The following is a 22319-nucleotide window of genomic DNA, read 5'->3' as shown; positions in this document are numbered from 1 at the left end:
GCCGGCGGGGTCGTTCTGGCGGCGGGTGGCACCGATCGAGAGTATCAGCCGCTGTTACATTCGCACCTGCACGTAAAGCCGAGCCGCGCTTGTTACGAAATCTCCTGTCGCGCAGATCACATGTCGAATGGAAAAAACTAAGTGGAGTCCGAAACTCCAGTTATGCTAAATTGGTAACCGGAGAATGGTCCTCCGATTGTGAGCTCGAGGAAGTGCCACGATGATTCTTACCGACACCCAGTGGGCAGTCGCAGATCATCGTGTTCGCATGCCCGCGGACGTATTCAGCGGTATCCGCAGCGGCAACGGCGCTGTCGCGCAACTGGTTCGCTTCGCCGCAGTCGGTGGCTTGAGCAACATCCTTTACTTCGCCGCCTTCATCGCCTTTCGCAACCAAGGCCCACAGGTTGCCAACGTGCTCGGTGCAATCGCGAGCACCATGCTTGCCAACGAGCTGCATCGCCGCCTCACCTTCCAGGCTGCCGGTCGCGTCAGCTGGTTTGCAGCTCAGTGGGAGGGCGGCGGCCTCGCCGCGATCGGCTTGGCCTTCAGCGCATCGGCACTCGCCTTCATCGGCTTTGCGTTCCCCGGAACCAGCAGCATGGCCTCGGCATTGCTGGTCATCGCGGTCAGCGCAGCCGTAGGCGGGGCTCGATTCCTCGCGCTGCGCGGCTGGGTGTTCTGACCCGACCTCGTTACCCTGGTCCCAATCAGGACCGGACTATCGCATCTCGCGCCGATTCTGTACGTTACTTCAGGTAACACTAACTTCGCGACGCAACGAGGGGTTCCGAAACCATGCGCACTGTCGTTCGCCGAAAATCCTTCATCCTCGCCGCCTGCGCGGTCGCCTCGTGCGCGCTCGTCGGTTGCGGCTCGGACGATTCCGTCGATGAACATCCAGCGGGCCATACAGGTGACCACACGACCTCGGCTGCGGCAGCCCCGAGCGTCTCCGCCCAGGAACCCGCACAGCTCGTCTTCGCCGTCGCAGACGGACGTAAGACGTCCGGACCCGACACGGTCGAAGTCCAGCGCGGTGCTGTCGTCGTACTCGAAGTCACCTCCGACCAAGCCGACGAATTGCATCTGCACGGCTACGACCAGACCGCCGAACTCCAGCCAGGCGTTCCAGGAAAGCTCGAGTTCAAAGCCGACATCCCCGGAACGTTCGAGCTGGAGCTACATTCCACCGACGCCGTCCTGACGCAGGTGCGAGTCGCGGGGTGATTCTCGCGCACGGCGTCGGCGGTCGGTCGGACCTGCCAGTCCCACTGTGGCTCGCGTTGTACGCCGGTGCCTTCGCGGTACTTGTGTCGTTCGTCGCACTGACCGTGCTGTGGAAGACACCACGCTTGCGAGGCGCTGCGGCAGGCCGCTCGCTTCCCGCCGCGCTGACCCGGCTCACGGACGCTCGCACGACCAGAATCTCCCTCCAACTCCTGGCACTCGCCGCGTTGCTGACGCTGATCGCGGTGGCCTGGTTCGGTCCGGACAGCTCGGCCGACAACCCGGCCCCGACGTGGTTCTACGTCTGGTTCTGGGTCGGTCTCGTTGTGCTGTCGCTCGTGCTCGGCCCGGTGTACCGGGTGGCGAATCCGCTGCGGCTCATCACATCCGTCGTTCGTGGCATCGTCGGTACTCGGGTGTCGACGGCCGACGCTGCCGCACTTCGACGGCTCGAGTACCGCCCGGCCGTCGTCGGCCTCTTTGCATTCCTATGGCTCGAGCTCGTCTACCCGCTCTCGGACTCCCCACGGGCCGTCGCGGGATTCGTCGTCGTGTACAGCCTCGCGCAGATCGTCGGCGGAGTCCGGTTCGGTCTCGGTTGGTTCGAACGCGGCGACGCCTTCGAGGTCTACTTCACGCTCGTCTCGCGGCTCTCCCCCATCGGCCGTCGCAACGACGGTCGAATCGGTATCCGCAATCCACTCGACGGGCTGCTCGTCGGGCCCACCGACCGTGGACTCACAGCTGTCGTCCTACTCGCGCTCGGGTCGACCACTTTCGACGGTGTCACCCGACTGCCGTTCTGGTCCGATCTGCGCCGCGATCTGTCCCGACTCCAAGCGATCGGTGTCGGCACAGTCGGGCTGCTGCTGACGGTCGCCGTCGTCGCCATCGCCTACGTCGGCGCAATCTGGCTTACGCGTCCGTATCTGAAGAAGTCGGTCGATGGACGAACCCCGGAGCCGTATGCCGCGTTTGTGCACTCGCTTGTTCCCATCATGGTGGGATATAGGGTGGCGCACTACTTTTCGTTCGCCGTGTTCCAAGGCCAGGCCGGCTGGCTGCTAATCGACGGCGTCGGCCGCATCGACTACACCGTCGTCTCGACCGACGTGATCGCAGTGGTCCAGATCGCTGCAATCGTGGGCGGTCACGTATTCGGTGTGGCGTCGGCGCATGATCGTGCAGTGTCGATATTGCGAACCGGGTACACCAAGGTCGGGCAGTTCCCGATGTTGGCGCTGATGGTTGCGTACACAGTCGTCGGCATCCAGCTGGTCTCGGGAGTGTGATTCGATGATGCTCGCGAACGAGATGGTTCGTATGCACGCGGGCGGCTGGGACGAGATGCTCGCGATACTGGGGCCATTGCTGATCGTCGTTGCGCTGATCGCCATCGCCCGCCGCGCCCGACCTCCCGAGGACGAAGAAGACGACTCCCCCAACCTTTAGTCGTCCATATGTCTACCCATATGTCTACGATGTCAACATGGTGTCCCAACCAGCGGTCCGATCCACCTATCGCCACGGTGACCTGCGCCGGGCGCTGGTGACCGCGGGCCTCGACCTTGCTCGCGAAGGTGGACCGGATGCCGTCGTGCTCCGTGAAGCCACGCGACGAGCAGGGGTCTCGCCGAACGCCGCCTACCGCCACTTCGCCGATCACCGAGCTCTCCTTGCCGCCGTGAGTGCGGCGGCGATGGCGGAACTGGCAAACGCGATCGAGAGCGACCTGTCACTGGTAGGAGCCGACCTCGACGCAGCCACAAGGGCGAGAGCGCAACTCGGCGCGGTCGGCTCCGGCTACCTCGCCTATGCGCAGGCGGAGCCGGGGCTGTTCCGGACCGCTTTCTCGGTACCGGACGACATGAGCACCAAAGACAGCACCGACGCGGCTGGTCCACGTGGCCGGACGCCATTCGAACTCCTGTCGGACGCCTTGGACGAATTGGTCACCGCTGGTGCGCTCCCGCACGAGCGTCGTTCCGGCGCAGAGTATCTCGCGTGGTCCGCCGTGCACGGGCTGGCCATGTTGCTGATCGACGGGCCACTTCGCGGACTCGATCTCCCCGACCGTAACGAGGTGACGTGGCGCCTGCTGGCCATGGTCGACAAGGGTCTGTGAGGTCCTGACCCATACCGCAGTACTAGGGGTGCGGACCGGGATGCGGTACCGACGTAGTAGTCCGATTTCGCTCCCGGGCGGGATGTCGGAACGGTCGGCGGACCGTAGCGTTCTCGCCTATGACCACAACGGCAGCGCCGACAACCGCAGTGACGACAACGGCTGCGCCACAACAGGTTCGCCCCACGCGATCGTTGCGCCGACTGGTCGACGAGGTCCGCACCTGGCATCGGCCGTTGCTGGCGATGGTCGTCGCAATGGTTGCGCTTGTGGTCGTGAGTGCGATCGGCATGGTCGTCGACGACCGCATGCTCCTCGGTGAATCCGTGTGGCTCAAACCGATGAAGTTCGGTTTCGCGTTCGCGCTGTACGGCACAACGCTGGCCTGGCTTCTCACGTTGCCGCACAAAGGAAATCGCTGGACCCGATGGATGGGCACCTTGTTCGCGGTAACGGGTTTCGTCGATGTCGGGTTCATCGCGGTGCAAGCGGCGCGTGGCACGTTCAGTCACTTCAATTCAGCAGACGACCCGGTCAACGCGATCGGCCAGATCGTCTTCACCTCCGGAGTGCCCGGCCTGTTTCTCGCCAACCTGGTGATCGCCGGGATCATGGCGTGGCAGAAGGTGGCGGACCTACCGCTCACCCGCGCAATTCATGCCGGTCTCGCACTCGCAGTTGCCGGCATGGCTCTTGCCTATGGCATGGGCGCCAACGGGATACAGACCCACGACGACGCCGCAGGGCAGCCCGTCGAGCTGCAGGCCGGGCACACGGTCGGCGCTCCCGACGGCGGACCGGGGATGCCGCTCACACACTGGAGTACCACCGACGGGGACCTGCGAGTGCCACACTTCGTCGGGTTGCACGGCATTCAGTTCATGCTGGTGTTCGCAGTCCTCCTAGGTGCACTCGCCGCTCGCGTCACGTGGCTGCGGTCCGAACGAACGCGCGCCCGATTGGTCGGAGTCGTCGCCCTCGGTTATGCCGCAATGCTCTCCACCCTGACGTGGCAAGCGTTTCGCGAACAGCCGCTGATCCATCCGGACGGTCGCACACTCACCGCGTTCGCCGTGATCACGGTCGCCACCGCCGCCGGCACCGCTGCCGTCTACCTGGTTGCGCACCGGCGGATCAGCGCAGCCGCTCCGCCTCACGCGTGAGGTAGACGAGCTCCTTGCAGAGCGAGACGAGTTCGGACTTCTCCGCACCTTCGTCGACCGCGGTTGCAACGTCTTCGGCCGCGCAGCGTGCCGCGAACCAGCGGTCGGCAAGTTCGGTCGTCTCCTGAGCGGACAGGACCACAGCGTCTTCCGGTATCGACGTCCCTTTGACGGCGCTGCGGTGTTCGTAGGCGCGCTGCCTGCACGATTGCCTGCAGTAGCGGCGGCGCCTGCCGGATTCGGACTCGGCAACCTCGCGACCGCACCAGAGACATGACTGTGGACGGCGCGACGACATAGCCCGAGCGTAACTGGAGACGTTGTGCGCTCTCGGGATGCCTCGCCGGTAGGATAGAGGGGTTGCAACCGTTTCGTGGGAACCAATCGTCCTTCGAATGCGTTGTACATCGTGTTCGAGCGAGGATGGCTTCATTCCCTGAAAGCCATCGCAAGCCGCCGAAAGCAGCGAACGAGAGGACCGCACCATGGCAGATCGCGTACTCCGAGGCAGTCGACTCGGAGCGGTGAGCTACGAGACCGATCGCGACCACGACCTTGCGCCTCGGCGCGTGGCGCGTTACCGCACCGACAACGGCGAAGAGTTCGACGTCCCCTTCGCCGACGATGCAGAGATTCCAGGAACGTGGCTCTGCCGCAACGGGCTAGAGGGCAGCCTGCTCGAGGGCACCGCTCCAGAGGCGAAGAAGGTCAAGCCTCCGCGCACCCACTGGGACATGCTGCTCGAGCGTCGTTCGGTCGACGAACTCGAGGAACTCCTGAAGGAGCGAATGGACCTGCTCAAGGCCAAGCGCCGCGGAGTAAACTCTTAGCAAGTAGAGCAAAACAACGAAGCGGGCGACCGAGGGGTCGCCCGCTTCGTTGTGTTCGCCTCCTCGGCCTACGCCGCTCGATCAGGCGGCTGCCGAACTCTTCTTCCGTGTGGTCAGCGCCTTCAGCTTCTGGATCCGGTTCTTGAATCCCCACGCGGTGACTTTCAGCAGCGCCTCGCGAACGATGTTGCCGCTCATCTTCGATTCGCCGATCTCACGTTCGGTGAACGTGATCGGCACCTCGACGACGACAGCGCCCTTCTGGATCAGCCGCCACGCGAGATCGACCTGGAAGCAGTAGCCGTGTGATTCGACTGTGTCGAGGTCGAGGGCTTCCAGAATCTCGCGGCGGTACGCGCGGTAGCCGCCGGTGATGTCCTTGATCTTCACGCCGAGTGCGAGCCGCGAGTACACGTTGCCGCCACGGGACAGAAATTCACGACGCTTCGGCCAGTTGACGACGGTTCCGCCCGGCACGTAGCGCGAGCCGATGACGAGGTCGGCGCCTGCATCCACCTGGTGCAGCAGTCGGTGCAGCTGTTCCGGTGCGTGGCTGCCGTCTGCGTCCATCTCGACGAGGACCTGGTAGTCGCGCTCGAGACCCCAGCGGAATCCTGCGATGTAGGCAGCGCCGAGGCCGTTCTTCTCGGTCCTGTGCATCACGTTGATCTTGCCTTCGGATGCCGCAGCCAGTTCGTCTGCGACCGCGCCGGTTCCGTCCGGGCTGCCGTCGTCGACGACCAGGACATGGGTTGCGGGCAACGCGGCGTGCAGGCGACCGATGATTATCGGGAGGTTTTCCCGCTCGTCGTAGGTCGGGATGATCACCAAAGTCTTTGCGCTGACCTGACCCAAATTCCCCGCTGCCATCGAGTTCCTCCCCGCCGGAATCGCCGGCGTGTCTGTTCGGCCGGCTGCTGCCGGTGTAACTATCTCACCGGCTGCTGCCTGCGAGAATTTCCCTGTCGTTCCCTGTGCACCGCGGGTCCGTCGGAACCCGACGATCATGGCCACTATCGCACCGAGGCCGAGCACAATCTCCGGAATCGGTCCGAGTCGAGTTGCAAGCGTAGTACCGGTCCGCAGCGGGACTTGCTCCAGCAGCGTCGCCGGGACGAACAGGTCGGATTCCCGGCTCACCGAGCCGTCCGGCGCGATGATCGCGCTGACCCCGCTCGTCGCCGCAACCACAACCGCTCGACCGTGTTCGACCGCCCGGACCCGCGACATCGCGAGTTGCTGATACGTCATTTCGCTGTCGCCGAAGGTCGCGTTGTTGGTCGGCACGGCAAGCAACTGCGCTCCGGCTCGAACGGAGTCTTTGAGCGCCCTGTCGAATGCGACCTCGTAGCAGGTCGCGACGCCGATCCTCAGGCCGGCTGCTGTCACCGTGCCGTCGCCGTGACCGGGGACGAAGTAGCCCGCGCTGTCGGCATAGGACGAGAACAATCGGAAGAACCCGCGCCACGGCAGATATTCGCCGAACGGCTGAATGATGCGCTTGTCGTGCCGCGAACCCGGACCGCTCTCGGCCGTCCACGCGATCACCGAATTCGTCGTCGTGCGGTCGTCGTTTGTCAGCACCGCACCGACCAGGATCGGCGCACCGACAGCCGCGGCCGCAGCGGTGATCTCACCGGAGGCGTCGGAATTGCGATACGGATCGATGTCGGACGAGTTCTCCGGCCAGATGACGACGTCGGGTTTCGGTGCACGTCCGGTACGGACGTCGTCCGCGAGGCGCATCGTCTCGGCAACGTGATTGTCGAGAACCTTGCGCCGCTGTGCGTTGAACTCGAGGCCGAGGCGCGGGACGCTGCCCTGTATTGCGGCCACCGTGACGTGCCGGTCGCCGGATGCCATGCCGGGCAGGAACGGCCACACGACACCGGCGACGATCGGTGCGAGAGCAAACGCTGCGACTCCGCCGAGAATGGCCGTCCGGTCGCGTGCGAGGCAGGCCCGGACGACCGCGGCAAGCGCGCTTCCGCACAGGGCAACAGCGAAGCTGAGCAGTGGCGCTCCGCCCAGATTCGCGATCGGGAGCAGAATGCCGTCGGCTTGCCCGAATGCAAGCCTGCCCCAAGGGAATCCGCCGAACGGCCAACTGGACCGCACCCATTCGCTCAGCGACCACGCCATCGCGATCCAGAGGGTCGCATAGGGCAAGGCGGCGACGATCCGTGTCACGACGCCGAACAGTCCGACATACAGGGCGCACACACCGGCCAGCGCCAACCACGGCAGCGGGCCGACATAGATGCCGATCCATGGCAGCAGCGGAACGAAGAAGCCGAGCCCGGCGATGGCGCCGTAGCCGAAACCACCGCGCTTCGACGTCCCGCTGGTGAGCACGAGCACGAGCACCGCGACGCCGACGGGGGCGAGGAACCACAGTGGACGCGGCGGGAAGCTGGCGAACAGCAGCAGGCCCGCGACAACGGACCCGAGCAGGTTTCGCAGGACAGCAGACCTCTCGCTTGTAGATCTAACGCTCATAGATGTCGACTCCACGGTGGACGGTGCGCAGGCACACGGGTGCGAGGGTCCCCGGGTCGAGGCGCGGCAATGCGGGCACTCGCGATCTCGGGTCGGTGGACCAGCGAGCGACCGTGTCGGTCGGGGACGCGACGACGAGTTCGCCGGCATCCCAGATCGCGAACGACGCCGGCGCACCCGGAACGAGGGTCCCGGCGACGCCGTCGCGGACTCCCCCGGCTCGCCAGGCACCGCGGGTGGCCGCGGAGAATGCCGCGCGGGGCGAGATGCCGCTGCCCGGCGTCCGGTGGTGGACCGCGGCTTGCAGCGCTTGCCACGGCGACAGCGCGGTCACCGGCGCATCCGATCCGATCGCGAGGGACACACCTCGGGCCGCCATCGATGCGAACGGGTTCAGCCCGCGTGCTCGCTCGACACCGAGACGTGTCGCATACATTCCGGCTTCACCACCCCACGCGGCATCGAAGCCCGGCTGCACGCTGGCGAGCACACCCCACTCGCCGAGCTTCGACGCCTGCTCCGGCGTGATCATCTCGACGTGTTCGAGCCGGTGACCACATGCGGCTACCGCCGGACCGCCCAACTCGGCGACCACCCGTTCGAACCCCTCGACGACCGCGGTCACGGCCGCATCGCCGATCACATGGAAGCCGGCCTGCACCCGAGCCTCGGTGCAGGCCATGACATGTGCCGCGATCTGTTCGGGATCGAGATAGGGGTTGCCGGAACCGGCCGCAGGATCGTCGAGGTAGGAATCGTGCAGCCAAGCTGTCCGCGAACCGATCGCGCCGTCGACGAACAGGTCTCCAGCCAAGCCGTGTGCGCCGGTTTCCGCAAGCAGTGCCTGTGCCTGCTCGGACGTCTCGACGGCTTCACCCCAATAGGCGCGGACCTCGACGCCGTGGTCGAGGGCAAGCAATTCGCGCAGGTCGTCGCGGCCGCCGATGTGGGGTCCGGCACATTCGTGCACTGCAACGATGCCGAGTGCGGCTGCCGCATCGAGCGCGGCCGTACGGGCCCGTGCTCGTTGTGACGTCGTGAGTGCCGTCAACGCTGTCATGCGGGCTCGATGATGGGCGTCGGTCCGCAGCACACCAGATCCGGCGAACCCGACTGCGGTCTCGAGTCCCGGCGTCGCTGCCAGCAATGCCGACGAGCAGACCGCCGAATGTACGTCGACGCGAGAGAGGTAGACCAGCCGATTGGGCGCGGCCTCGTCGATCTCGCGCACGGTGGGAGGCCGTTGCTCCGGCCAACCCGACTCGTCCCAGCCGTGTCCCCAGACCATTGCCTCGTGATCGGCCGCGGCGAAGGCGCGGATCCGGTCGAGGCAGTCGGCGAGTGATCGTGCCTCGGACAGATCGAGGCTGATCAGCTTGAGTCCAAGAGCGGTGGTGTGGACGTGCGCGTCCACAAAGCCGGGGGCGACGAAGGCGCCGTCGAGGTCGATGATCTCCGCATCAGGATGCAGTGCGCGCGCTGGCTGATCGGCTCCGACCCAGACCACGACACCGTCCGACACTGCTATCGAAGTCGCGTCCGGAGAGCTCGGACTGTAAATGCGACCGCCGACCAACAATTGGGTACCCACGGGAAACCAGTCTGCCTGCTGCCGCGATCAGCTCCGGCGTCGGTAGCCTATGTCCTTGCCCACTTCGATTCGGCTGCTGCACCGTCGTCGCATCCGAGGTGGCGAGAGGAGCTGCACACGATGCGACCGCTGGCCGCTGCCGACCCGAGCCGAATCGGCGACTATCGACTCCTCGGAGTCCTCGGTTCCGGTGGCATGGGAACGGTTTACCTCGGCCGCAACTCGCGCGGCCGCACTCTTGCGGTGAAGGTCGTCCGCCCCGAGTTGTCACACGATCCGAGTTTCCGGATGCGATTCCAGCGCGAGGTGACCGCGGCGCGTCGCGTTGCCGGCCCGTACACCGCGCCCGTGCTCGACGCCGACGTGAATGCCGAACGACCATGGCTTGCAACGGGTTACGTTGCTGGATTGTCGCTCAACGAGGCTGTCGAACTGTACGGTCCGCTGCCGGAACGGTCGCTGCACGTACTCGCCGACGGACTCGCTCGCGCACTGATCACCGTCCACGACGCAGGCATCGTGCACCGCGACCTCAAGCCGTCGAACGTGTTGCTGACCTCCGAGGGTCCGAAGGTGATCGACTTCGGTATCGCACGTGCGGCAGAGGACAGCGTGCTGACGACCACCGGCGAGGTGATCGGTTCACCCAACTTCATGTGTCCCGAGCAGGTGACGGGCGGCGCAACGCTCGGCCCCGCGGGCGACGTCTTCTCACTCGGCGGCGTGCTCGTCTACGCCGCGACCGGCCACGGTCCGTTCGGCGAGGGGTCGGTCGTCGCGATGTTGTGGCGCGTCGTCCAGGAGGATCCCGACCTCACCGGCGTGCCTCGCTCGTTGCTTCCGATCATCTCGGCTTGCCTGGACAAGGAGCCCGCACGACGTCCGACGCCTCGGCAGCTGCTCGATCAGCTCGCGAACTTCGGGAGAACCGACACGGTCGGCTGGTTGCCGAGGCCCGTCCTGGAACACATCAGCAGCCGCGCGGTCGCATTGCTCGAACTCGAAGACTCCCACGACGACAACATCGAACAGCCCACCCAGCAGTGGCGGCCCGATGACCGACAGGCGACCGCGCAGCAGCCTGTACCCGTGCCGGCGCGTCGCGCTCGGCGTGCCGTCGGCGGGTTCGTCGCTGTGGTGGTGCTGTTGGCGCTGTTCGCCGGCGTCATGGTGCTGACACTCACCCTGATGGATCGTCGCAACGACCCTGCGAACGACGCGAGCACAACTTCCGGCACGACCGCGGTGGACACCACCGAACCGACGACCAGCAGCGAGGCGACGACGACAACTCCGGCCGCTGCCGCGCTGCCGGACGGTTATATCGGCACGTGGACCGGCACGGCCAACGACGGCCCGGTTCCGTTCGAGATCGTCGTCTCCTTGAAGGAGGGGACGGTCGGGGACGAGGTCGCGACGTCGTCCAACACCGGCGGCTTGACGCGCACGAAATGCGAGCGGATAGACACGCTGATCGAGGTGACAAGCGCTACCGACATCAGCCTGCGGTCCCGGCTCGCGCCAGGGACCAACTCCGGCTGCATGGACGACGGAACCGTCTCGACGTTGCAACTGCTGCCCGACGGTTCGATGCGCTACAGCACGACCGGCGTGCTCGGCCAGATCACCGGCACGTTGCGCAAGTAATAGGCCCTCAGTAGCGCTGCTCGTCGATATGGATCGTCTCGTTGACCTGCCTCGACGTCACGGCAGGTTGTGGCTTGGCAAGGAAGTCGGGCTCGTACCACTGCTCGACGACCTCGCCGTCGACGACGACCGCTCCACCCGAGGCTGCGGCGGCCGATGCGGCGGCAGCGACGGCCGCGAATCTGCGCGCAGTGATAGCGACGACGACGGGTCGAAGCACCGCTCGCGTCGGCGGCGCGAGCAACAGCAGACCGAGCACGGACGTGACCAGTCCCGGCACGAACATCAGCGCGGCACCGAGTGCGACCAGGGCACCGTCGGCCATCGCGCCGCCTGGTGATCCCTCACCCCGCGATGCCCGCCGAAAACCGTCCATGACGCGGCGGCCCTGGGCGCGGACCACGACGATTCCGATCGCCGACCCCGCGATGAGCAGCAGCACGGTCCACAGCGGACCGATGAAATGCGCGACCGTGGCGATCGCGGCAATCTCGGCTACGACGTAGATAACGAACAACAACACCGGCATGGCGTCACCTTTCTCCGGATCTACACAGTCAACGTTCGGCGTCGCGATTTTTCTCCCGCGTCGGTCCGATAACAATGCGAACCCTCAAGTTGACATTGAGACCGCACGCTCGTGATGATCTTCACAAGGCGTCACATCAGCCACATCAGTATCTCGATCAGGAGTGTGCATGAACCGTCGGTCCCGCGTCGTCCGAACGACGTCAGCGCTGTTCGTATCGATGGCAGCAGCGGTCGTGTTCACCGGAACCGCAGCTGCCGCGCCAACTCCCGAGGTCGCCGCCATCCCGAACATCGCAGCGTCGGTTCTCGAAGCAAGTCCGATCGAACTGCAGCAGGCCGCAGCGACCATGGGACCCGACGCCGTCCAGGCTGTCGCGAACCTGCTCGGTGTCATCGAGATCCCCGACCTCGGCATCACGACCCCACAGCCGTTCATCTACCCGGCACCGACACTCGGCTGCGGCATCGCGGGGGCACCGGCAACGGTGACCGTCGCCAGCGCGCAGGGTGGGCCCAACTTCCCGATCCCGCCGTGGATCAACAAGGGCGAACTGCGATTCCAGGCGATTCCCGGTTTCATCGACATACCGAAGACGTCGAATCTGAGCGTTGCGTGGATCAACCTGTCGACGTTCAAGGGCGGAATCGTCACCCTAGACGACAACCTCGCAGGTATCCCCACCCTGTCGAAGACCGTCCCGACCGGCAGCGGACCCGTCCTGGCAGCCATGTTCGGTGGCGTGAGCTACGCATCGGGCGCCAACTGCTTCGCACTCCCGACGGTCGGCAGCTTCACCGCATAAACTTTGCCCGCGAGCTTACGAGCCGAGCCGACCAGGTCCGATTCGTAGGCACCTCGAGTGCCGGTGCGCGGTTGAGGGGTCAGTGGACCCGTCGACCGCGCACAGGCATGTTCAGGCCCCTGGCCGCACCAACCCCGTCTCGTAGGCGAGCACGACAGCCTGAACCCGATCGCGCAGACCGAGTTTCGTCAGCACCCGCCCGACGTGCGTCTTGACTGTCGCCTCGGACAGAAACAGTTGCCCGGCGATCTCGGCATTGGACCGACCGCCTGCCAACTGCTCGAGCACCTCACGCTCCCTGCCTGTCAGGACGTCGAACACACCCACATCACGGGTAGGGGCAGGCGCCTCACCGATGAAGCGACTCAGCAGTCTTTTCGTGACCTTCGGTGACACGACGGCATCGCCGGCTGCCACGTTTCGGATCGCCGCGATCAATTCCTCCGGCGGCGTGTCCTTCAGCAGAAAGCCGCTCGCACCTGCCCGTAGCGCGCCGAGTGCATGTTCGTCGAGGTCGAAGGTCGTCATCACCAGAACCCGGCTGGCACCACCCGATTCGACGATTCTCTCCGTCGCCGTGACACCGTCCACAACAGGCATCCGAACGTCCATCAGCACCACATCCGGTGTGAGCAAACGGGTTTGGGTGATCGCGGCGGCACCGTTCGCCGCTTCCCCGACGACCGTGATGTCCTCGTGAGCGTTGAGGACCATCTTCAGTCCCATTCGCATCAACTCTTGATCGTCGACGATGAGCACAGTTATCGGCACGTGCCCAATCTAGTCGTCGATCTGCAGCGGCAGCGTTGCGCGGACCCGCCAGCCGCCGTCCGGGCGCTGACCCGCGATGAGGGTGCCGCTCAGGACCGCGACACGTTCCCGCATCCCGACCATGCCGTTACCGCCGCCACCTGTGAAACGCGGTGCGATGAAACCGTTGTCGGTGATCTCGATCAACACATCGTCGGCTCGGCGCTCCACTCGCACCCATGCTTTCGCGTCGGGCCCGGCGTGCCGAAGCACGTTGGTCAGCGACTCCTGCACGATGCGATGAACGCCGAGGCTGATCCGCGGTTCGATGTCGTCGAGTTGGCCGGTCTGTTCCAATTCGACCGCGAGTCCCGCGCTCCGCATCATCTCCGCGACCTTTGCGACGCCGGCCGAACCATGCTGTGGAAGTTGTTCCGGTGTTTCGTCGGTGCGCAACAAAGCCACCGTGCGACGCAGTTCGCCGAGCGCTTGCCGACCCGTGGCAGCGATGTTCGCCAGGGCAGTCTCTGCAGCGTGCGGATCGGTTTTCAAGGCATACGACGCGCCGTCTGCCTGGACGATCATCACACTCACAGCGTGGGCAACAACATCGTGCAATTCCCGCGCGATCCGCGTGCGCTCGCCGACAACAGCCTCGTGAGCACTGCGCTCGCGGTCGTAGTCGGCTACCGCGAGCCGTGCCGCCACCTCGTCGTCGTATGCACGCCTGGCTCCGGTGAACTCGGCGGCGATCCAACACAGCGCATAGAAGAGACTGACGAAAGCGGCCGTGACCAGACGTTCCTGCTCGATCAGATACAGCGACAGAGACGAGTCTACGATCAACGCAACCAGATAGATCGCCGCGTCCTTGCGCCCTACATAGGCAGCCAACGTGTACAGCGATATGCCGAGACCGAGCAAGCTGATATGGCCGGCTTCCTTGTCGCCGATCACAGTACTGAGAGCGGTGTTGGCGAACGAGATCGACACCAGGATCCACGGGATCAGAACCGGGTATCGACGGCGGAACGCAATCGGAACGCAAATGATCACCGCGACGGCAACAAAGATCAGTCGGTGGTTCGACTGACTCGCGGCGATCAGATCCGCGACGAACAGCGCGAAGGCCAACATCGAATCGGCGACCATCGGCTTCCCACGAAGCCACAGACTGAACCTGCGCATGAGGTTCAGCCTAGGCTGACGAGCACCGACCGAAAGGCATCTCCCGTGAGCGCGACCGACTGGATGGCGCTGCTTGCAGCGGCCACTGCGGCGGGATGGGTAGACGCCGTTGTCGGCGGCGGCGGTCTGATCGTGCTCCCTGTGCTGTTTCTGGTGATGCCGACGCTCACGCCGCAGCAGGCGCTCGGCACGAACAAATTGACGGCGATCGCCGGGACCAGCGCTGCGGTCGCGACATTTGCACGCAAGGTGCCGATGCAGTGGCGCTTGATGATTCCCGCAGGAGTGCTTGCAGCGGTGACGTCGGCAACCGGGGCAGCGGCCGTGTCGCTGATCGACAAGGACCTCTTCATTCCGATCATCATGGTGGTGCTCGTCGCAGTTGCAGTGTTCGTCACGGCACGGCCCAAAATCGGTATGACGATGGCGACCCACCGGCCGACGCAGGTGAAAGTCGCGCTCGTCGTCGGTATCGGCGCCGGGCTGATCGGCTTCTACGACGGACTGCTCGGGCCAGGCACCGGCACGTTTCTGATCATCACGTTCGCGACCCTGCTCGGCACCGAATTCGTCCGCAGCGCGGCGATGGCCAAGGTGATCAACACGGGATCCAATTTCGGTGCGCTGATCTTCTTCGCCGCGACCGGCAATGTGTTGTGGGCGTTGGGATCGGCCATGGCGGCCTGCAACATCGTCGGCGCAGTCTTCGGTTCGCGAATGGCCTTGAGCAAGGGCTCGGGATTCGTCAGGATCGTGCTGCTCGTCGTGGTTGTCGCAATGGTCGCCCGGTTGGGTTGGCAGCAATTCGGCTAGGCAAGCACTAGCGTGGTCGGCGTGAGACAAGTCGACGACGAGTTCCGCGCACTCCCCCTTCGCTCACTGGCCGACGCCGCGCTCGCCGCGGCACGGGCAGCCGGTGCCAGCCATGCCGACGTTCGGGTCCACCGGTTGGTCACACAGTCGATTCGGCTACGCGACGGCAAGGTACAAGCCGTCTCGGATTCCTCTGTCCTCGGTCTGGCGGTCCGCGTAATCGTCGACGGCACCTGGGGTTTCGCGTCGAACGCCGAACTGTCGCCCGATATCGCCGCACAGACAGCACGCCGAGCGGCACACGTCGCGACGACACTGCGCAGGCTCAATCGCGAAAACGTCGAGCTGGCACCGGAACCGGTGTACGACGAGGTGGTCTGGGTATCGCCGTACGAGGTCGACCCGTTCGATGTGCCGACAGCTGACAAAGTCGAGTTGCTGGCCGAATACAGCGGCAGACTCGCGGCATCGGACGGTGTCGACCACACGACGGCAAGCGTTCTGCAAGTCAAAGAGCAGACGTTCTATGCGGATTCGGCCGGGTCGTCGATCACCCAGCAGCGGGTCAGGCTGCACCCACAGATCGAAGCGACGACAGTCGACCAGTCTGCAGGCGTATTCGAGACGATGCGCACACTCGCCCCGCCCGTCGGCCGCGGCTGGGAGTACCTGAGCGACACACCGACATGGGACTGGTCGAGCGAACTTGCGCAGATCCCGGAGTGGCTGGCGGAGAAAGTCAAGGCGCCCAGCGTCGAATCGGGACCTACGGATCTGGTGATCGACCCGTCCAACCTGTGGCTCACAATCCACGAATCCATCGGCCACGCAACTGAATACGACCGTGCGATCGGCTACGAGGCTGCCTATGCCGGCACCTCGTTCGCTACCCCGGACAAGCTCGGCACCTTGAAGTACGGCACGCCGATCATGAACGTCACCGCCGATCGAACCGAGGAACACGGTCTCGCATCGATCGGGTTCGACGACGACGGCGTCGCCGGGCAACGCTGGGATCTCGTTCGCGACGGCATTCTGGTGGGCTATCAACTCGATCGGGTCTTCGCACCGCGGCTCGGCCTCGAACGATCCAACGGGTGCTCCTATGCCGACTCCCCACACCACGTTCCGATCCAGCGGATGGCGAACGTGTCGCTGCAGCCAGATCCGAACGTCGACACGACGACCGGCGACCTGATCTCACGGGTGCAGAACGGCATCTACATCGTCGGCGACAAGTCGTGGTCGATCGATATGCAGCGCTACAACTTTCAATTCACAGGTCAGCGCTTCTTCCGGATTCGCAACGGCCGGTTGGACGGTCAGTTGCGCGACGTCGCATATCAGGCAACGACGACGGATTTCTGGGGTTCGATGGAGGCCGTCGGCGGACCGTCGACGTGGCGCCTCGGCGGTGCATTCAACTGCGGCAAAGCGCAACCCGGACAGGTCGCTGCGGTGAGTCACGGCTGCCCGTCGGTTCTGCTGCGCGGCATCAACATTCTCAACACCCGATCGGAGGCAGGACAGTGATCCCGGCACAGGAGGTTGTGGATCGCGCACTCGCGCACTCGCGCGCCGACGATGCGATTGTCATCGTCACGGATCAGAGCGAAGCAGCCCTGCGGTGGGCAGGCAATTCGATGACGACGAACGGGGTGTCGTCGTCACGTACCTGGACTGTCGTATCCATCGTTCGCGACGGCGCCGACACACAGGTCGGCAGTGTGACGTCGAGCAGTATCGATCCTGCCGACATAGCCGACGTCGTCCGTGCCAGCGAGGACGCTGCCCGTGGTGCAGCACCCGCCGACGACGCGATGCCGCTGCTCGGTGCAGTGTCGTCGCAGGATTGGGATTCGGGACCCGGCAACACCGATGTCGGCGTCTTTGCCGGTCTCACAGACGATCTCGCGCGCGGCTTCGACGGCTCCGATCGGCTCTACGGATTCGCACACCACACCGTCGACAGCACCTGGCTCGGCACCTCGACAGGTGTTCGACGCAGGCACGTCGCCCCGACCGGGTCGGTCGAGATCAACGGCAAGCGCGATCCCGACGCGAGCGCCTGGGTAGGTGCGGGCACCCTCGATTTCGCCGACGTGGATATTCCCGCGATGCTGGCCGAGTTGTCGACACGCCTCGATTGGGCAGGTAGACGGGTGGATCTTCCTGCGGGACGGTACGAAACGCTGCTGCCGCCATCGACCGTTGCGGACCTGATGATCTACCTGATGTGGACGATGGAAGGCCGCGGCGCGCAAGAGGGTCACACGGCGTTGTCCAAACCTGGCGGCACTCGTATCGGTGAAAAGTTGACCGAGTTGCCGCTGACGCTTTTCTCCGATCCTGCCGCGCCTGGACTGGAGACGACGCCGTTCGTCGTCGCCGGATCGTCGAGCGAGTCCGTATCGGTGTTCGACAACGGCATCGACGTCGACCGCGTCGACTGGGTGCGCGACGGCGTCGTCAACGCACTCGCCTACCCGCGTTCGGCGGCACAGGAATTCGACGCGACGTTCGCGGTCCCCGGTGAGAATCTGCTGCTGACAGGCGGATCGGAGGCGACTATCGAGGACATGGTCGCCCGCACCGAGCGTGGCCTGCTGCTGACCACACTCTGGTACATCCGCGAGGTCGACCCCGCGACTTTGCTGCTCACCGGGCTCACCCGCGACGGCGTCTACCTCGTCGAGGACGGCGCAGTCACCGGCGCTGTCAACAACTTCCGGTTCAACGAAAGCCCGATCGATCTGCTTCGGCGGGTCAGCGAGGCCGGCGCGACGCAACCGACACTCCCCCGCGAATGGAAAGACTGGTTCACCCGAACTGCGATGCCGCCGTTGCGGATACCGGACTTTCACATGTCGTCCGTCAGCCAGGCAACCTAGCCGCAGTGAACGGACCCAGTTCTGCGAACGTCAGCACGGTGTCGTCCTCGTAGTGCGGTCCGATGATCTGGACGCCGACTGGGAGTCCGTCGCTGTCGAGGCCCACAGGCGCACTCGCTGCGGGCAAGCCTGCGTAGGTGGCTGCGGCCGTCCAGAAGAAGAGTTCGTGGTACGGCCGAACACCGCGGTCGGTTGTCACGGTGCGGTCCCCGAACGACCGGGTTTCGTGGGGGAAAGCCGAGGCAATGCTGCTGGGGCACAGGAAGACATCGATCGTCTCGAAGTAGCGCGCCCACGCCGCTCTTACGGTCAGCCTGCGGTTCTCCGCCACGACGAAGTCGCGGTGCGACACACCGCCCTCGCCATCGAGGCAAAAGAACTCCTCGACCTGAAAGCCGAAGTCCTCGAACAGCTGTGCCGGGTCGATCCCGCTCGGCCAGCCTTCGACGACCTGGCAACCGAGTGTGCGTAGCGTATCGACGGTCTCCGTCAGCCTCGCGGTGATCTCGCCGGATACCGGTGCGGTCGGATCGTCGAGGACGTAGCCGACGCGAAAGTCTTGCAGGCGGCGGTGCCGCGGGGCAGGCAGGTGCCACGAGTACGCCTGTGCTTCAGAGTTTTCGGGGCCGGCGGTGACCGAAAGTGCGAGCCGCAGATCGCGAGCCGATCGCGCCAGCGGACCGACAGCAGGCAGGTGCATCATGCCGACTGGAACGTCGGCCGGTCCGGGCGGTGCCATGCCGGTCGAGGGGACCGTCTCCGAGGTCGGACGAAGTCCGAACACTCCGCAGAAGGATGCGGGGTTCCTGATCGAGCCGCTGAGGTCGGTTCCGAACTCCAGGAACGACATTCGCGCCACCAATGCCGCAGCCGCGCCTCCACTCGATCCGCCCGGCGTGCGATCGGGCGCCAAGGGATTGTTGGTCACGCCGTACAGCGGGTTGGCACTTTGCAAGTCGGACAACATAAACGACAGATTGGTCTTGCCGACGATGATCGCGCCTGCTGCCTTCAGCCGAGTGACGACAGTCGAATCCCGTTCGGTGACAATGCCTTCGAACGCCGGATTCCCCCAGGTGGTCGCCATACCCGCGACGTCGAAACTTTCCTTGATCGTCATCGGTACGCCGTGCAGAGGTCCGAGGATGTCACCGCGCGCCGTTGCTGCATCGGCCGCGTCGGCCTCGCTCAGTGCCGATTCGGCGCGAGATGCGATCACAGCATTGATGCCGGGATCGACAGCGGAGATGCGGTCGAGTAGTTGGGTCGTGATGTCCCGAGACGACGCCTCCTTGCGACGGATGAGGTCGGCGATGTCGGTGGCGTCGAAGCTGAGTATGTCGGTCATGACTCGATGTCTACCGGTTGACACTGTGTCAGGGTCAAGGGTCTCGCGCACGCGGACCCGCACTATCGTCGTCCGCATGGCCCGATCAGCAGATGTGCGCGAGGTACGCGACGGTGTGTTCCATGTAGCGGGAGCCGACGTCAACTGGATCTTGCTTCGCGAAGGGTCCGACGTGACCTTGATCGATGCCGGCTATCCCGGCTACGTCGACGCCGTCGAATCGTCGATTCGATCGATCGGTTCGCGACCCGAAGACGTCCGCGCAATTTTGTTGACCCACGCCCACATCGACCACATGGGCACGGTCAATCACTTTCACGACCGGTACGCGACACCGGCGTATCTGACGCCAACCGAAACGGCGCACGCACATCGCGATTACCTGGAGCAGGCCGGTGAACTCGATGTCGCGAAGAACATTTGGCGACCGGGTGTGCTCGCTTGGTCCTTGCGCATCACCCGCGCAGGTGCGACGCAGAAGATGTCGATTCCGCATGCCGAGCCGTTCCCGAATGCGGGCGCTTTGGATCTACCCGGAGCACCTGTCCCTATCGAGACGGCGGGCCACACATCCGGTCACTGCGCGTATCACCTACCGAACGTCGGTGCTGTGATCACCGGCGACGGCCTTGTCACCGGCCACTCGATCTCACGAATCTCCGGCCCGCAGTTGCTGCCCGCGATGTTCGAACACACCGCAGGCGGCTCGCGGCTGGGTCTGCATCCTCTGGAGTCGCTGGCTGCAGACGTCATCCTGCCGGGCCACGGTGCGCCCCACGAGGGCTCGATCGCCGAGGCGGTTGCCGTGGCGCGCGAACGGCAGGCTTGGTAGGCGGGCTCAAGCCTCGGTGACTGCGATTCCGATGGTGCCATCCTTGCCGCGGCGCAGAAGACTGGCTTTCATCGTCAGGAAGCTCATGATTCCGTACTTCTTCTGAATGACCGACCGCGCATGTTCGGTTGCCTTCGAGTCGAGCAATACCGCATGGCCCTTGACGACCGTGTCGCCCTTCAGCTTTCCGCGGATGTCGCAGGCGTGAATCGTGACGTCCGCCTTCCGCTTGATGCGCTTGACCTTCCACGAATCGGTCACCGTCCAGATCAGCAACTGCTTGCCGTCGAGAGCCGCCCACAGCGGAGTGGCGACGGGTGTGCCGTCTTTCCGGAAAGTCGTCAAGGATACGTATTGGGCTTTGCCGACCTCGTCGAACTCGTTGCTCATGCGGACCACCCTAGGCGGTGTGTAGAGAATCGGGTATCGGGACGGCACACCTCGCACCATCCCGATCCAGTTGTCTGGAACGGAACGCAGATCGTCATGTGCACTCCGAAGAATGCACCGAAGCTTGCCTCCCTGCGCGCGAACCCGGCGGTTGCGCTCACCGTCGATACGGAGTCGCACCCGCCCAGGATCTTGCTGATCCGTGGCACCGTCGAACGCGACGTGGTCGACGGCATTCCGGACGAGTTCCTCGAGGTGAACGGGACCTACAAGTTGGCCCGGCGGCGCGAGGAGGCTAGGCAGCAGTAAGTATGTCGGCCACCATCCGTTCGACCTGCGAATGATTCCGAATCCGCAGCCGCAGTGGGGTTTCGAGGGGTGGCGCAGTCGATCGGTACCGATGACCCGTCGGGGTGGTGATCGTGTAGCTGTGCAACTCCCCGGGCGCACGTACGTCGGGTTTTGCAGACCAGCCCTCAGCCTGCTTGGCGTAGTTGCAGGCTTCGCAGAGCCCGGCCGAGTTGTCGTAGGTAGTGCCTCCGCCTTCTTCGACCGACACGATGTGATCGCCGTGCCGAATCGCAGCATCACACCACGGCGTTCGGCAGATCCTGTCTCGGAACCTGGTCATTCGTAGCAAGCCTTTCGGAAAACCCCGCGATGTCGACTCGACGGCGGTCAACGCTCCGGTATCGGGGTTGACGTAGAGCCTGCGCAGTTGCAGTGTCGCGTCGTCGTCGTGCAGCCACTCCCGGATCAAGCCCGCTGGCGCCGGACCGTATTCAGGAATGTATCCAGCTTCGGATCCCCTTCCGAGCAACGCTTCGTCCGACAGCACCACATTGACGGTGATCGGCACTGCCGTCGCCGTCGCGAGTCCGGTGACGCGTTCGACGAGTAGGTCGGCCATGATCTGCGATTTGGTCCGCTCATCACCTTTCGCAACGACGGCCGCTGCATCGCGCATCAGGGTGGCGTGCACGGTGACGGCTTGCTTCATCGGCAACAGGGCGGTGAGGTAGGCCATGCCGTCCGGAGCCGGCCGTGAGGTGACACATCTGTTTGCGACCGCTTTGCGTGCTCGCCTCACCATCGCCTCGGCATCGAGTTTCGCCCCCAACTTGATGGCGGCGGCTTTGATCTGGTTGTCTCCCCTGTTAGCGAGAGTGGCTGGATCGCTGCATAATTCACGGTCGACAACGCCACGATCTTCCCGACTGAGGCAAGCGGTTTCGCGGACCAGGATGGTGGCACGCCATTCGTTGAGATCGCCTGCCAGCATACGGGCGAACAAATTCGGCATCTCGTGGACGACCGCTTCAGCGAATCCTAGTAAACGGTTGCCCTTGTGCGGCGATTCGAACCGCGCCAGCGCCACTTCCGACGAAATACCCTCTCCTTGTTTACGTTTCGACATGCCCCGCTCGGCGCGCTCTGCTCGTCGTTTCGCTGCGAACTCTGCCGCAACCTTCGCCTGCAGTGCTGCGCACCCTGATTTGAGCCGCTCCAACGCGCCCAACACATCGACACTCTCGACGTCGGTGAGAGTGCCATCGCTTCCCACCAACTCGACTCGCATTGCGGTTATCCGGTCCGCCAACCCTGAAGAATCCCCCGACTCGAACATGCGTACTGCTTATCTGCTTAAGTGGACTGATTCTTCAGAAGTCATCAAATGTGTTGCTGGA

Annotated in this window: 23 protein-coding genes; 14 read left to right on the top strand and 9 right to left on the bottom strand. The window is 64.6% G+C overall.

The window, feature by feature from the left end; genetic code table 11:
* The first annotated feature begins 268 nt into the window (after positions 1-268).
* The 6 genes from ACHIRB_RS16680 (at position 269) to ACHIRB_RS16655 (ending at position 4518) form a co-directional block, all read left to right on the top strand.
* The gene (locus tag ACHIRB_RS16680) at positions 269-685 is read left to right on the top strand and encodes a GtrA family protein (protein WP_395116211.1); all 417 of its coding nucleotides are present in this window, start codon (positions 269-271) and stop codon (positions 683-685) included.
* 113 nt (positions 686-798) lie between these two features.
* Positions 799-1230 carry a cupredoxin domain-containing protein gene (locus tag ACHIRB_RS16675; protein WP_395125988.1) on the top strand — a complete coding sequence of 144 codons (432 nt, stop codon included), beginning with the start codon at positions 799-801 and terminating at the stop codon, positions 1228-1230.
* Positions 1227-2522, top strand: a complete 1296-nt coding sequence (locus ACHIRB_RS16670) for a hypothetical protein (protein WP_395125987.1) — start codon at positions 1227-1229, stop codon at positions 2520-2522. Before ACHIRB_RS16675 ends, ACHIRB_RS16670 begins: the two co-directional genes overlap by 4 nt.
* A 4-nt stretch (positions 2523-2526) precedes the next feature.
* Positions 2527-2682 carry a hypothetical protein gene (locus tag ACHIRB_RS16665; protein ID WP_395116129.1) on the top strand — a complete coding sequence of 52 codons (156 nt, stop codon included), beginning with the start codon at positions 2527-2529 and terminating at the stop codon, positions 2680-2682.
* 37 nt (positions 2683-2719) lie between these two features.
* A complete protein-coding gene (locus ACHIRB_RS16660; RefSeq protein ID WP_395125986.1) occupies positions 2720-3355 on the top strand; it encodes a TetR/AcrR family transcriptional regulator in 636 nt (211 codons plus the stop codon).
* 119 nt (positions 3356-3474) lie between these two features.
* Positions 3475-4518 carry a hypothetical protein gene (locus tag ACHIRB_RS16655; protein WP_395125985.1) on the top strand — a complete coding sequence of 348 codons (1044 nt, stop codon included), beginning with the start codon at positions 3475-3477 and terminating at the stop codon, positions 4516-4518.
* Here ACHIRB_RS16655 and ACHIRB_RS16650 read toward each other — a convergent pair.
* Positions 4490-4816, bottom strand: a complete 327-nt coding sequence (locus tag ACHIRB_RS16650) for a hypothetical protein (protein ID WP_199701506.1) — start codon at positions 4814-4816, stop codon at positions 4490-4492. The genes ACHIRB_RS16655 and ACHIRB_RS16650 overlap by 29 nt on opposite strands.
* 187 nt (positions 4817-5003) lie before the next feature.
* On the opposite strand from ACHIRB_RS16650, the gene ACHIRB_RS16645 reads away from it, so the two are divergent.
* Positions 5004-5348: an RNA polymerase-binding protein RbpA gene (locus ACHIRB_RS16645; RefSeq protein WP_199701505.1), complete on the top strand. Its 345-nt coding sequence runs from the start codon at positions 5004-5006 to the stop codon at positions 5346-5348.
* A gap of 81 nt (positions 5349-5429) precedes the next feature.
* Here ACHIRB_RS16645 and lnt read toward each other — a convergent pair whose 3' ends face one another.
* Together lnt and ACHIRB_RS16635 are read right to left on the bottom strand one after the other, a co-directional pair.
* Positions 5430-7847, bottom strand: a complete 2418-nt coding sequence (gene lnt, locus ACHIRB_RS16640; protein ID WP_395125984.1) for an apolipoprotein N-acyltransferase — start codon at positions 7845-7847, stop codon at positions 5430-5432.
* Positions 7837-9438: an amidohydrolase gene (locus tag ACHIRB_RS16635; protein ID WP_395116121.1), complete on the bottom strand. Its 1602-nt coding sequence runs from the start codon at positions 9436-9438 to the stop codon at positions 7837-7839. Before ACHIRB_RS16635 ends, lnt begins: the two co-directional genes overlap by 11 nt.
* A 120-nt stretch (positions 9439-9558) precedes the next feature.
* Between ACHIRB_RS16635 and ACHIRB_RS16630 the strand changes: the two genes are divergently transcribed.
* Positions 9559-11085, top strand: coding sequence for a serine/threonine-protein kinase (locus ACHIRB_RS16630; protein WP_395125983.1), 1527 nt, complete (start codon positions 9559-9561; stop codon positions 11083-11085).
* Between the two features lie 7 nt (positions 11086-11092).
* Here the strand turns inward: ACHIRB_RS16630 and ACHIRB_RS16625 are convergent, their stop codons facing one another.
* Positions 11093-11614, bottom strand: a complete 522-nt coding sequence (locus ACHIRB_RS16625) for an FxsA family protein (protein ID WP_395116117.1) — start codon at positions 11612-11614, stop codon at positions 11093-11095.
* 169 nt (positions 11615-11783) lie between these two features.
* Here ACHIRB_RS16625 and ACHIRB_RS16620 point away from each other — a divergent pair, with 169 nt between their 5' ends.
* Entirely contained in the window at positions 11784-12419 is a 636-nt protein-coding gene (locus tag ACHIRB_RS16620; protein ID WP_395116115.1) for a hypothetical protein, read from the top strand.
* A 111-nt stretch (positions 12420-12530) separates the two neighbouring features.
* On the opposite strand, the gene ACHIRB_RS16615 is transcribed toward ACHIRB_RS16620, so the two are convergent.
* Both ACHIRB_RS16615 and ACHIRB_RS16610 read right to left on the bottom strand, forming a co-directional pair.
* Entirely contained in the window at positions 12531-13190 is a 660-nt protein-coding gene (locus ACHIRB_RS16615) for a response regulator (protein ID WP_395116113.1), read from the bottom strand.
* A 9-nt stretch (positions 13191-13199) separates the two neighbouring features.
* Positions 13200-14357: a sensor histidine kinase gene (locus tag ACHIRB_RS16610; RefSeq protein WP_395116111.1), complete on the bottom strand. Its 1158-nt coding sequence runs from the start codon at positions 14355-14357 to the stop codon at positions 13200-13202.
* Between the two features lie 63 nt (positions 14358-14420).
* On the opposite strand from ACHIRB_RS16610, the gene ACHIRB_RS16605 reads away from it, so the two are divergent.
* Genes ACHIRB_RS16605 through ACHIRB_RS16595 form a run of 3 tightly spaced genes read left to right on the top strand, consistent with a single transcriptional unit; the run spans position 14421 to position 18061 of the window.
* Complete coding sequence (locus ACHIRB_RS16605; RefSeq protein WP_395116209.1) at positions 14421-15170, top strand: TSUP family transporter; 750 nt, start codon at positions 14421-14423, stop codon at positions 15168-15170.
* Between the two features lie 12 nt (positions 15171-15182).
* On the top strand, positions 15183-16703 hold the full coding sequence (locus tag ACHIRB_RS16600; protein ID WP_395116109.1) for a TldD/PmbA family protein: 1521 nt from the start codon (positions 15183-15185) through the stop codon (positions 16701-16703).
* Positions 16700-18061 (top strand): metallopeptidase TldD-related protein, encoded by a 1362-nt coding sequence (locus tag ACHIRB_RS16595; RefSeq protein WP_395125982.1) that lies wholly within the window; start codon positions 16700-16702, stop codon positions 18059-18061. Before ACHIRB_RS16600 ends, ACHIRB_RS16595 begins: the two co-directional genes overlap by 4 nt.
* Here ACHIRB_RS16595 and ACHIRB_RS16590 read toward each other — a convergent pair.
* Positions 18045-19409, bottom strand: a complete 1365-nt coding sequence (locus ACHIRB_RS16590) for an amidase family protein (RefSeq protein WP_395125981.1) — start codon at positions 19407-19409, stop codon at positions 18045-18047. The two genes, ACHIRB_RS16595 and ACHIRB_RS16590, sit on opposite strands and share 17 nt — an antisense overlap.
* 76 nt (positions 19410-19485) lie before the next feature.
* Between ACHIRB_RS16590 and ACHIRB_RS16585 the strand changes: the two genes are divergently transcribed.
* Positions 19486-20241, top strand: coding sequence for an MBL fold metallo-hydrolase (locus ACHIRB_RS16585; protein ID WP_199701476.1), 756 nt, complete (start codon positions 19486-19488; stop codon positions 20239-20241).
* A gap of 6 nt (positions 20242-20247) precedes the next feature.
* Here ACHIRB_RS16585 and ACHIRB_RS16580 read toward each other — a convergent pair whose 3' ends face one another.
* The gene (locus ACHIRB_RS16580) at positions 20248-20631 is read right to left on the bottom strand and encodes a PPOX class F420-dependent oxidoreductase (RefSeq protein WP_395125980.1); all 384 of its coding nucleotides are present in this window, start codon (positions 20629-20631) and stop codon (positions 20248-20250) included.
* Positions 20632-20727: 96 nt separating this feature from the next.
* Between ACHIRB_RS16580 and ACHIRB_RS16575 the strand changes: the two genes are divergently transcribed.
* Positions 20728-20940 (top strand): pyridoxamine 5'-phosphate oxidase family protein, encoded by a 213-nt coding sequence (locus tag ACHIRB_RS16575; protein ID WP_395125979.1) that lies wholly within the window; start codon positions 20728-20730, stop codon positions 20938-20940.
* Here ACHIRB_RS16575 and ACHIRB_RS16570 read toward each other — a convergent pair.
* Positions 20927-22258, bottom strand: a complete 1332-nt coding sequence (locus ACHIRB_RS16570; RefSeq protein WP_395116097.1) for an HNH endonuclease — start codon at positions 22256-22258, stop codon at positions 20927-20929. The genes ACHIRB_RS16575 and ACHIRB_RS16570 overlap by 14 nt on opposite strands.
* Positions 22259-22319 lie beyond the last annotated feature (61 nt).

It is taken from the genome of Antrihabitans spumae (assembly GCF_043944905.1).
Lineage (GTDB): Bacteria > Actinomycetota > Actinomycetes > Mycobacteriales > Mycobacteriaceae > Antrihabitans > Antrihabitans spumae.
The sequence above is the reverse complement of the archived record's forward strand: the minus strand, read 5'-3'. Positions and strand labels throughout refer to the sequence as shown.

What these genes read in the sequence shown, in the direction of transcription:
- lnt (WP_395125984.1), bottom strand. Translation starts at nt 7,847, where the DNA reads ATGAGCGTTAGATCTACAAGCGAGAGGTCTGCTGTCCTGCGAAACCTG.
- ACHIRB_RS16675 (WP_395125988.1), top strand. Translation starts at nt 799, where the DNA reads ATGCGCACTGTCGTTCGCCGAAAATCCTTCATCCTCGCCGCCTGCGCG.
- ACHIRB_RS16680 (WP_395116211.1), top strand. Translation starts at nt 269, where the DNA reads ATGCCCGCGGACGTATTCAGCGGTATCCGCAGCGGCAACGGCGCTGTC.
- ACHIRB_RS16610 (WP_395116111.1), bottom strand. Translation starts at nt 14,357, where the DNA reads ATGCGCAGGTTCAGTCTGTGGCTTCGTGGGAAGCCGATGGTCGCCGAT.
- ACHIRB_RS16580 (WP_395125980.1), bottom strand. Translation starts at nt 20,631, where the DNA reads ATGAGCAACGAGTTCGACGAGGTCGGCAAAGCCCAATACGTATCCTTG.
- ACHIRB_RS16660 (WP_395125986.1), top strand. Translation starts at nt 2,720, where the DNA reads ATGGTGTCCCAACCAGCGGTCCGATCCACCTATCGCCACGGTGACCTG.
- ACHIRB_RS16625 (WP_395116117.1), bottom strand. Translation starts at nt 11,614, where the DNA reads ATGCCGGTGTTGTTGTTCGTTATCTACGTCGTAGCCGAGATTGCCGCG.
- ACHIRB_RS16645 (WP_199701505.1), top strand. Translation starts at nt 5,004, where the DNA reads ATGGCAGATCGCGTACTCCGAGGCAGTCGACTCGGAGCGGTGAGCTAC.
- ACHIRB_RS16630 (WP_395125983.1), top strand. Translation starts at nt 9,559, where the DNA reads ATGCGACCGCTGGCCGCTGCCGACCCGAGCCGAATCGGCGACTATCGA.
- ACHIRB_RS16575 (WP_395125979.1), top strand. Translation starts at nt 20,728, where the DNA reads ATGTGCACTCCGAAGAATGCACCGAAGCTTGCCTCCCTGCGCGCGAAC.
- ACHIRB_RS16570 (WP_395116097.1), bottom strand. Translation starts at nt 22,258, where the DNA reads ATGTTCGAGTCGGGGGATTCTTCAGGGTTGGCGGACCGGATAACCGCA.
- ACHIRB_RS16620 (WP_395116115.1), top strand. Translation starts at nt 11,784, where the DNA reads ATGAACCGTCGGTCCCGCGTCGTCCGAACGACGTCAGCGCTGTTCGTA.
- ACHIRB_RS16585 (WP_199701476.1), top strand. Translation starts at nt 19,486, where the DNA reads ATGGCCCGATCAGCAGATGTGCGCGAGGTACGCGACGGTGTGTTCCAT.
- ACHIRB_RS16605 (WP_395116209.1), top strand. Translation starts at nt 14,421, where the DNA reads ATGGCGCTGCTTGCAGCGGCCACTGCGGCGGGATGGGTAGACGCCGTT.
- ACHIRB_RS16665 (WP_395116129.1), top strand. Translation starts at nt 2,527, where the DNA reads ATGATGCTCGCGAACGAGATGGTTCGTATGCACGCGGGCGGCTGGGAC.
- ACHIRB_RS16655 (WP_395125985.1), top strand. Translation starts at nt 3,475, where the DNA reads ATGACCACAACGGCAGCGCCGACAACCGCAGTGACGACAACGGCTGCG.
- ACHIRB_RS16650 (WP_199701506.1), bottom strand. Translation starts at nt 4,816, where the DNA reads ATGTCGTCGCGCCGTCCACAGTCATGTCTCTGGTGCGGTCGCGAGGTT.
- ACHIRB_RS16590 (WP_395125981.1), bottom strand. Translation starts at nt 19,409, where the DNA reads ATGACCGACATACTCAGCTTCGACGCCACCGACATCGCCGACCTCATC.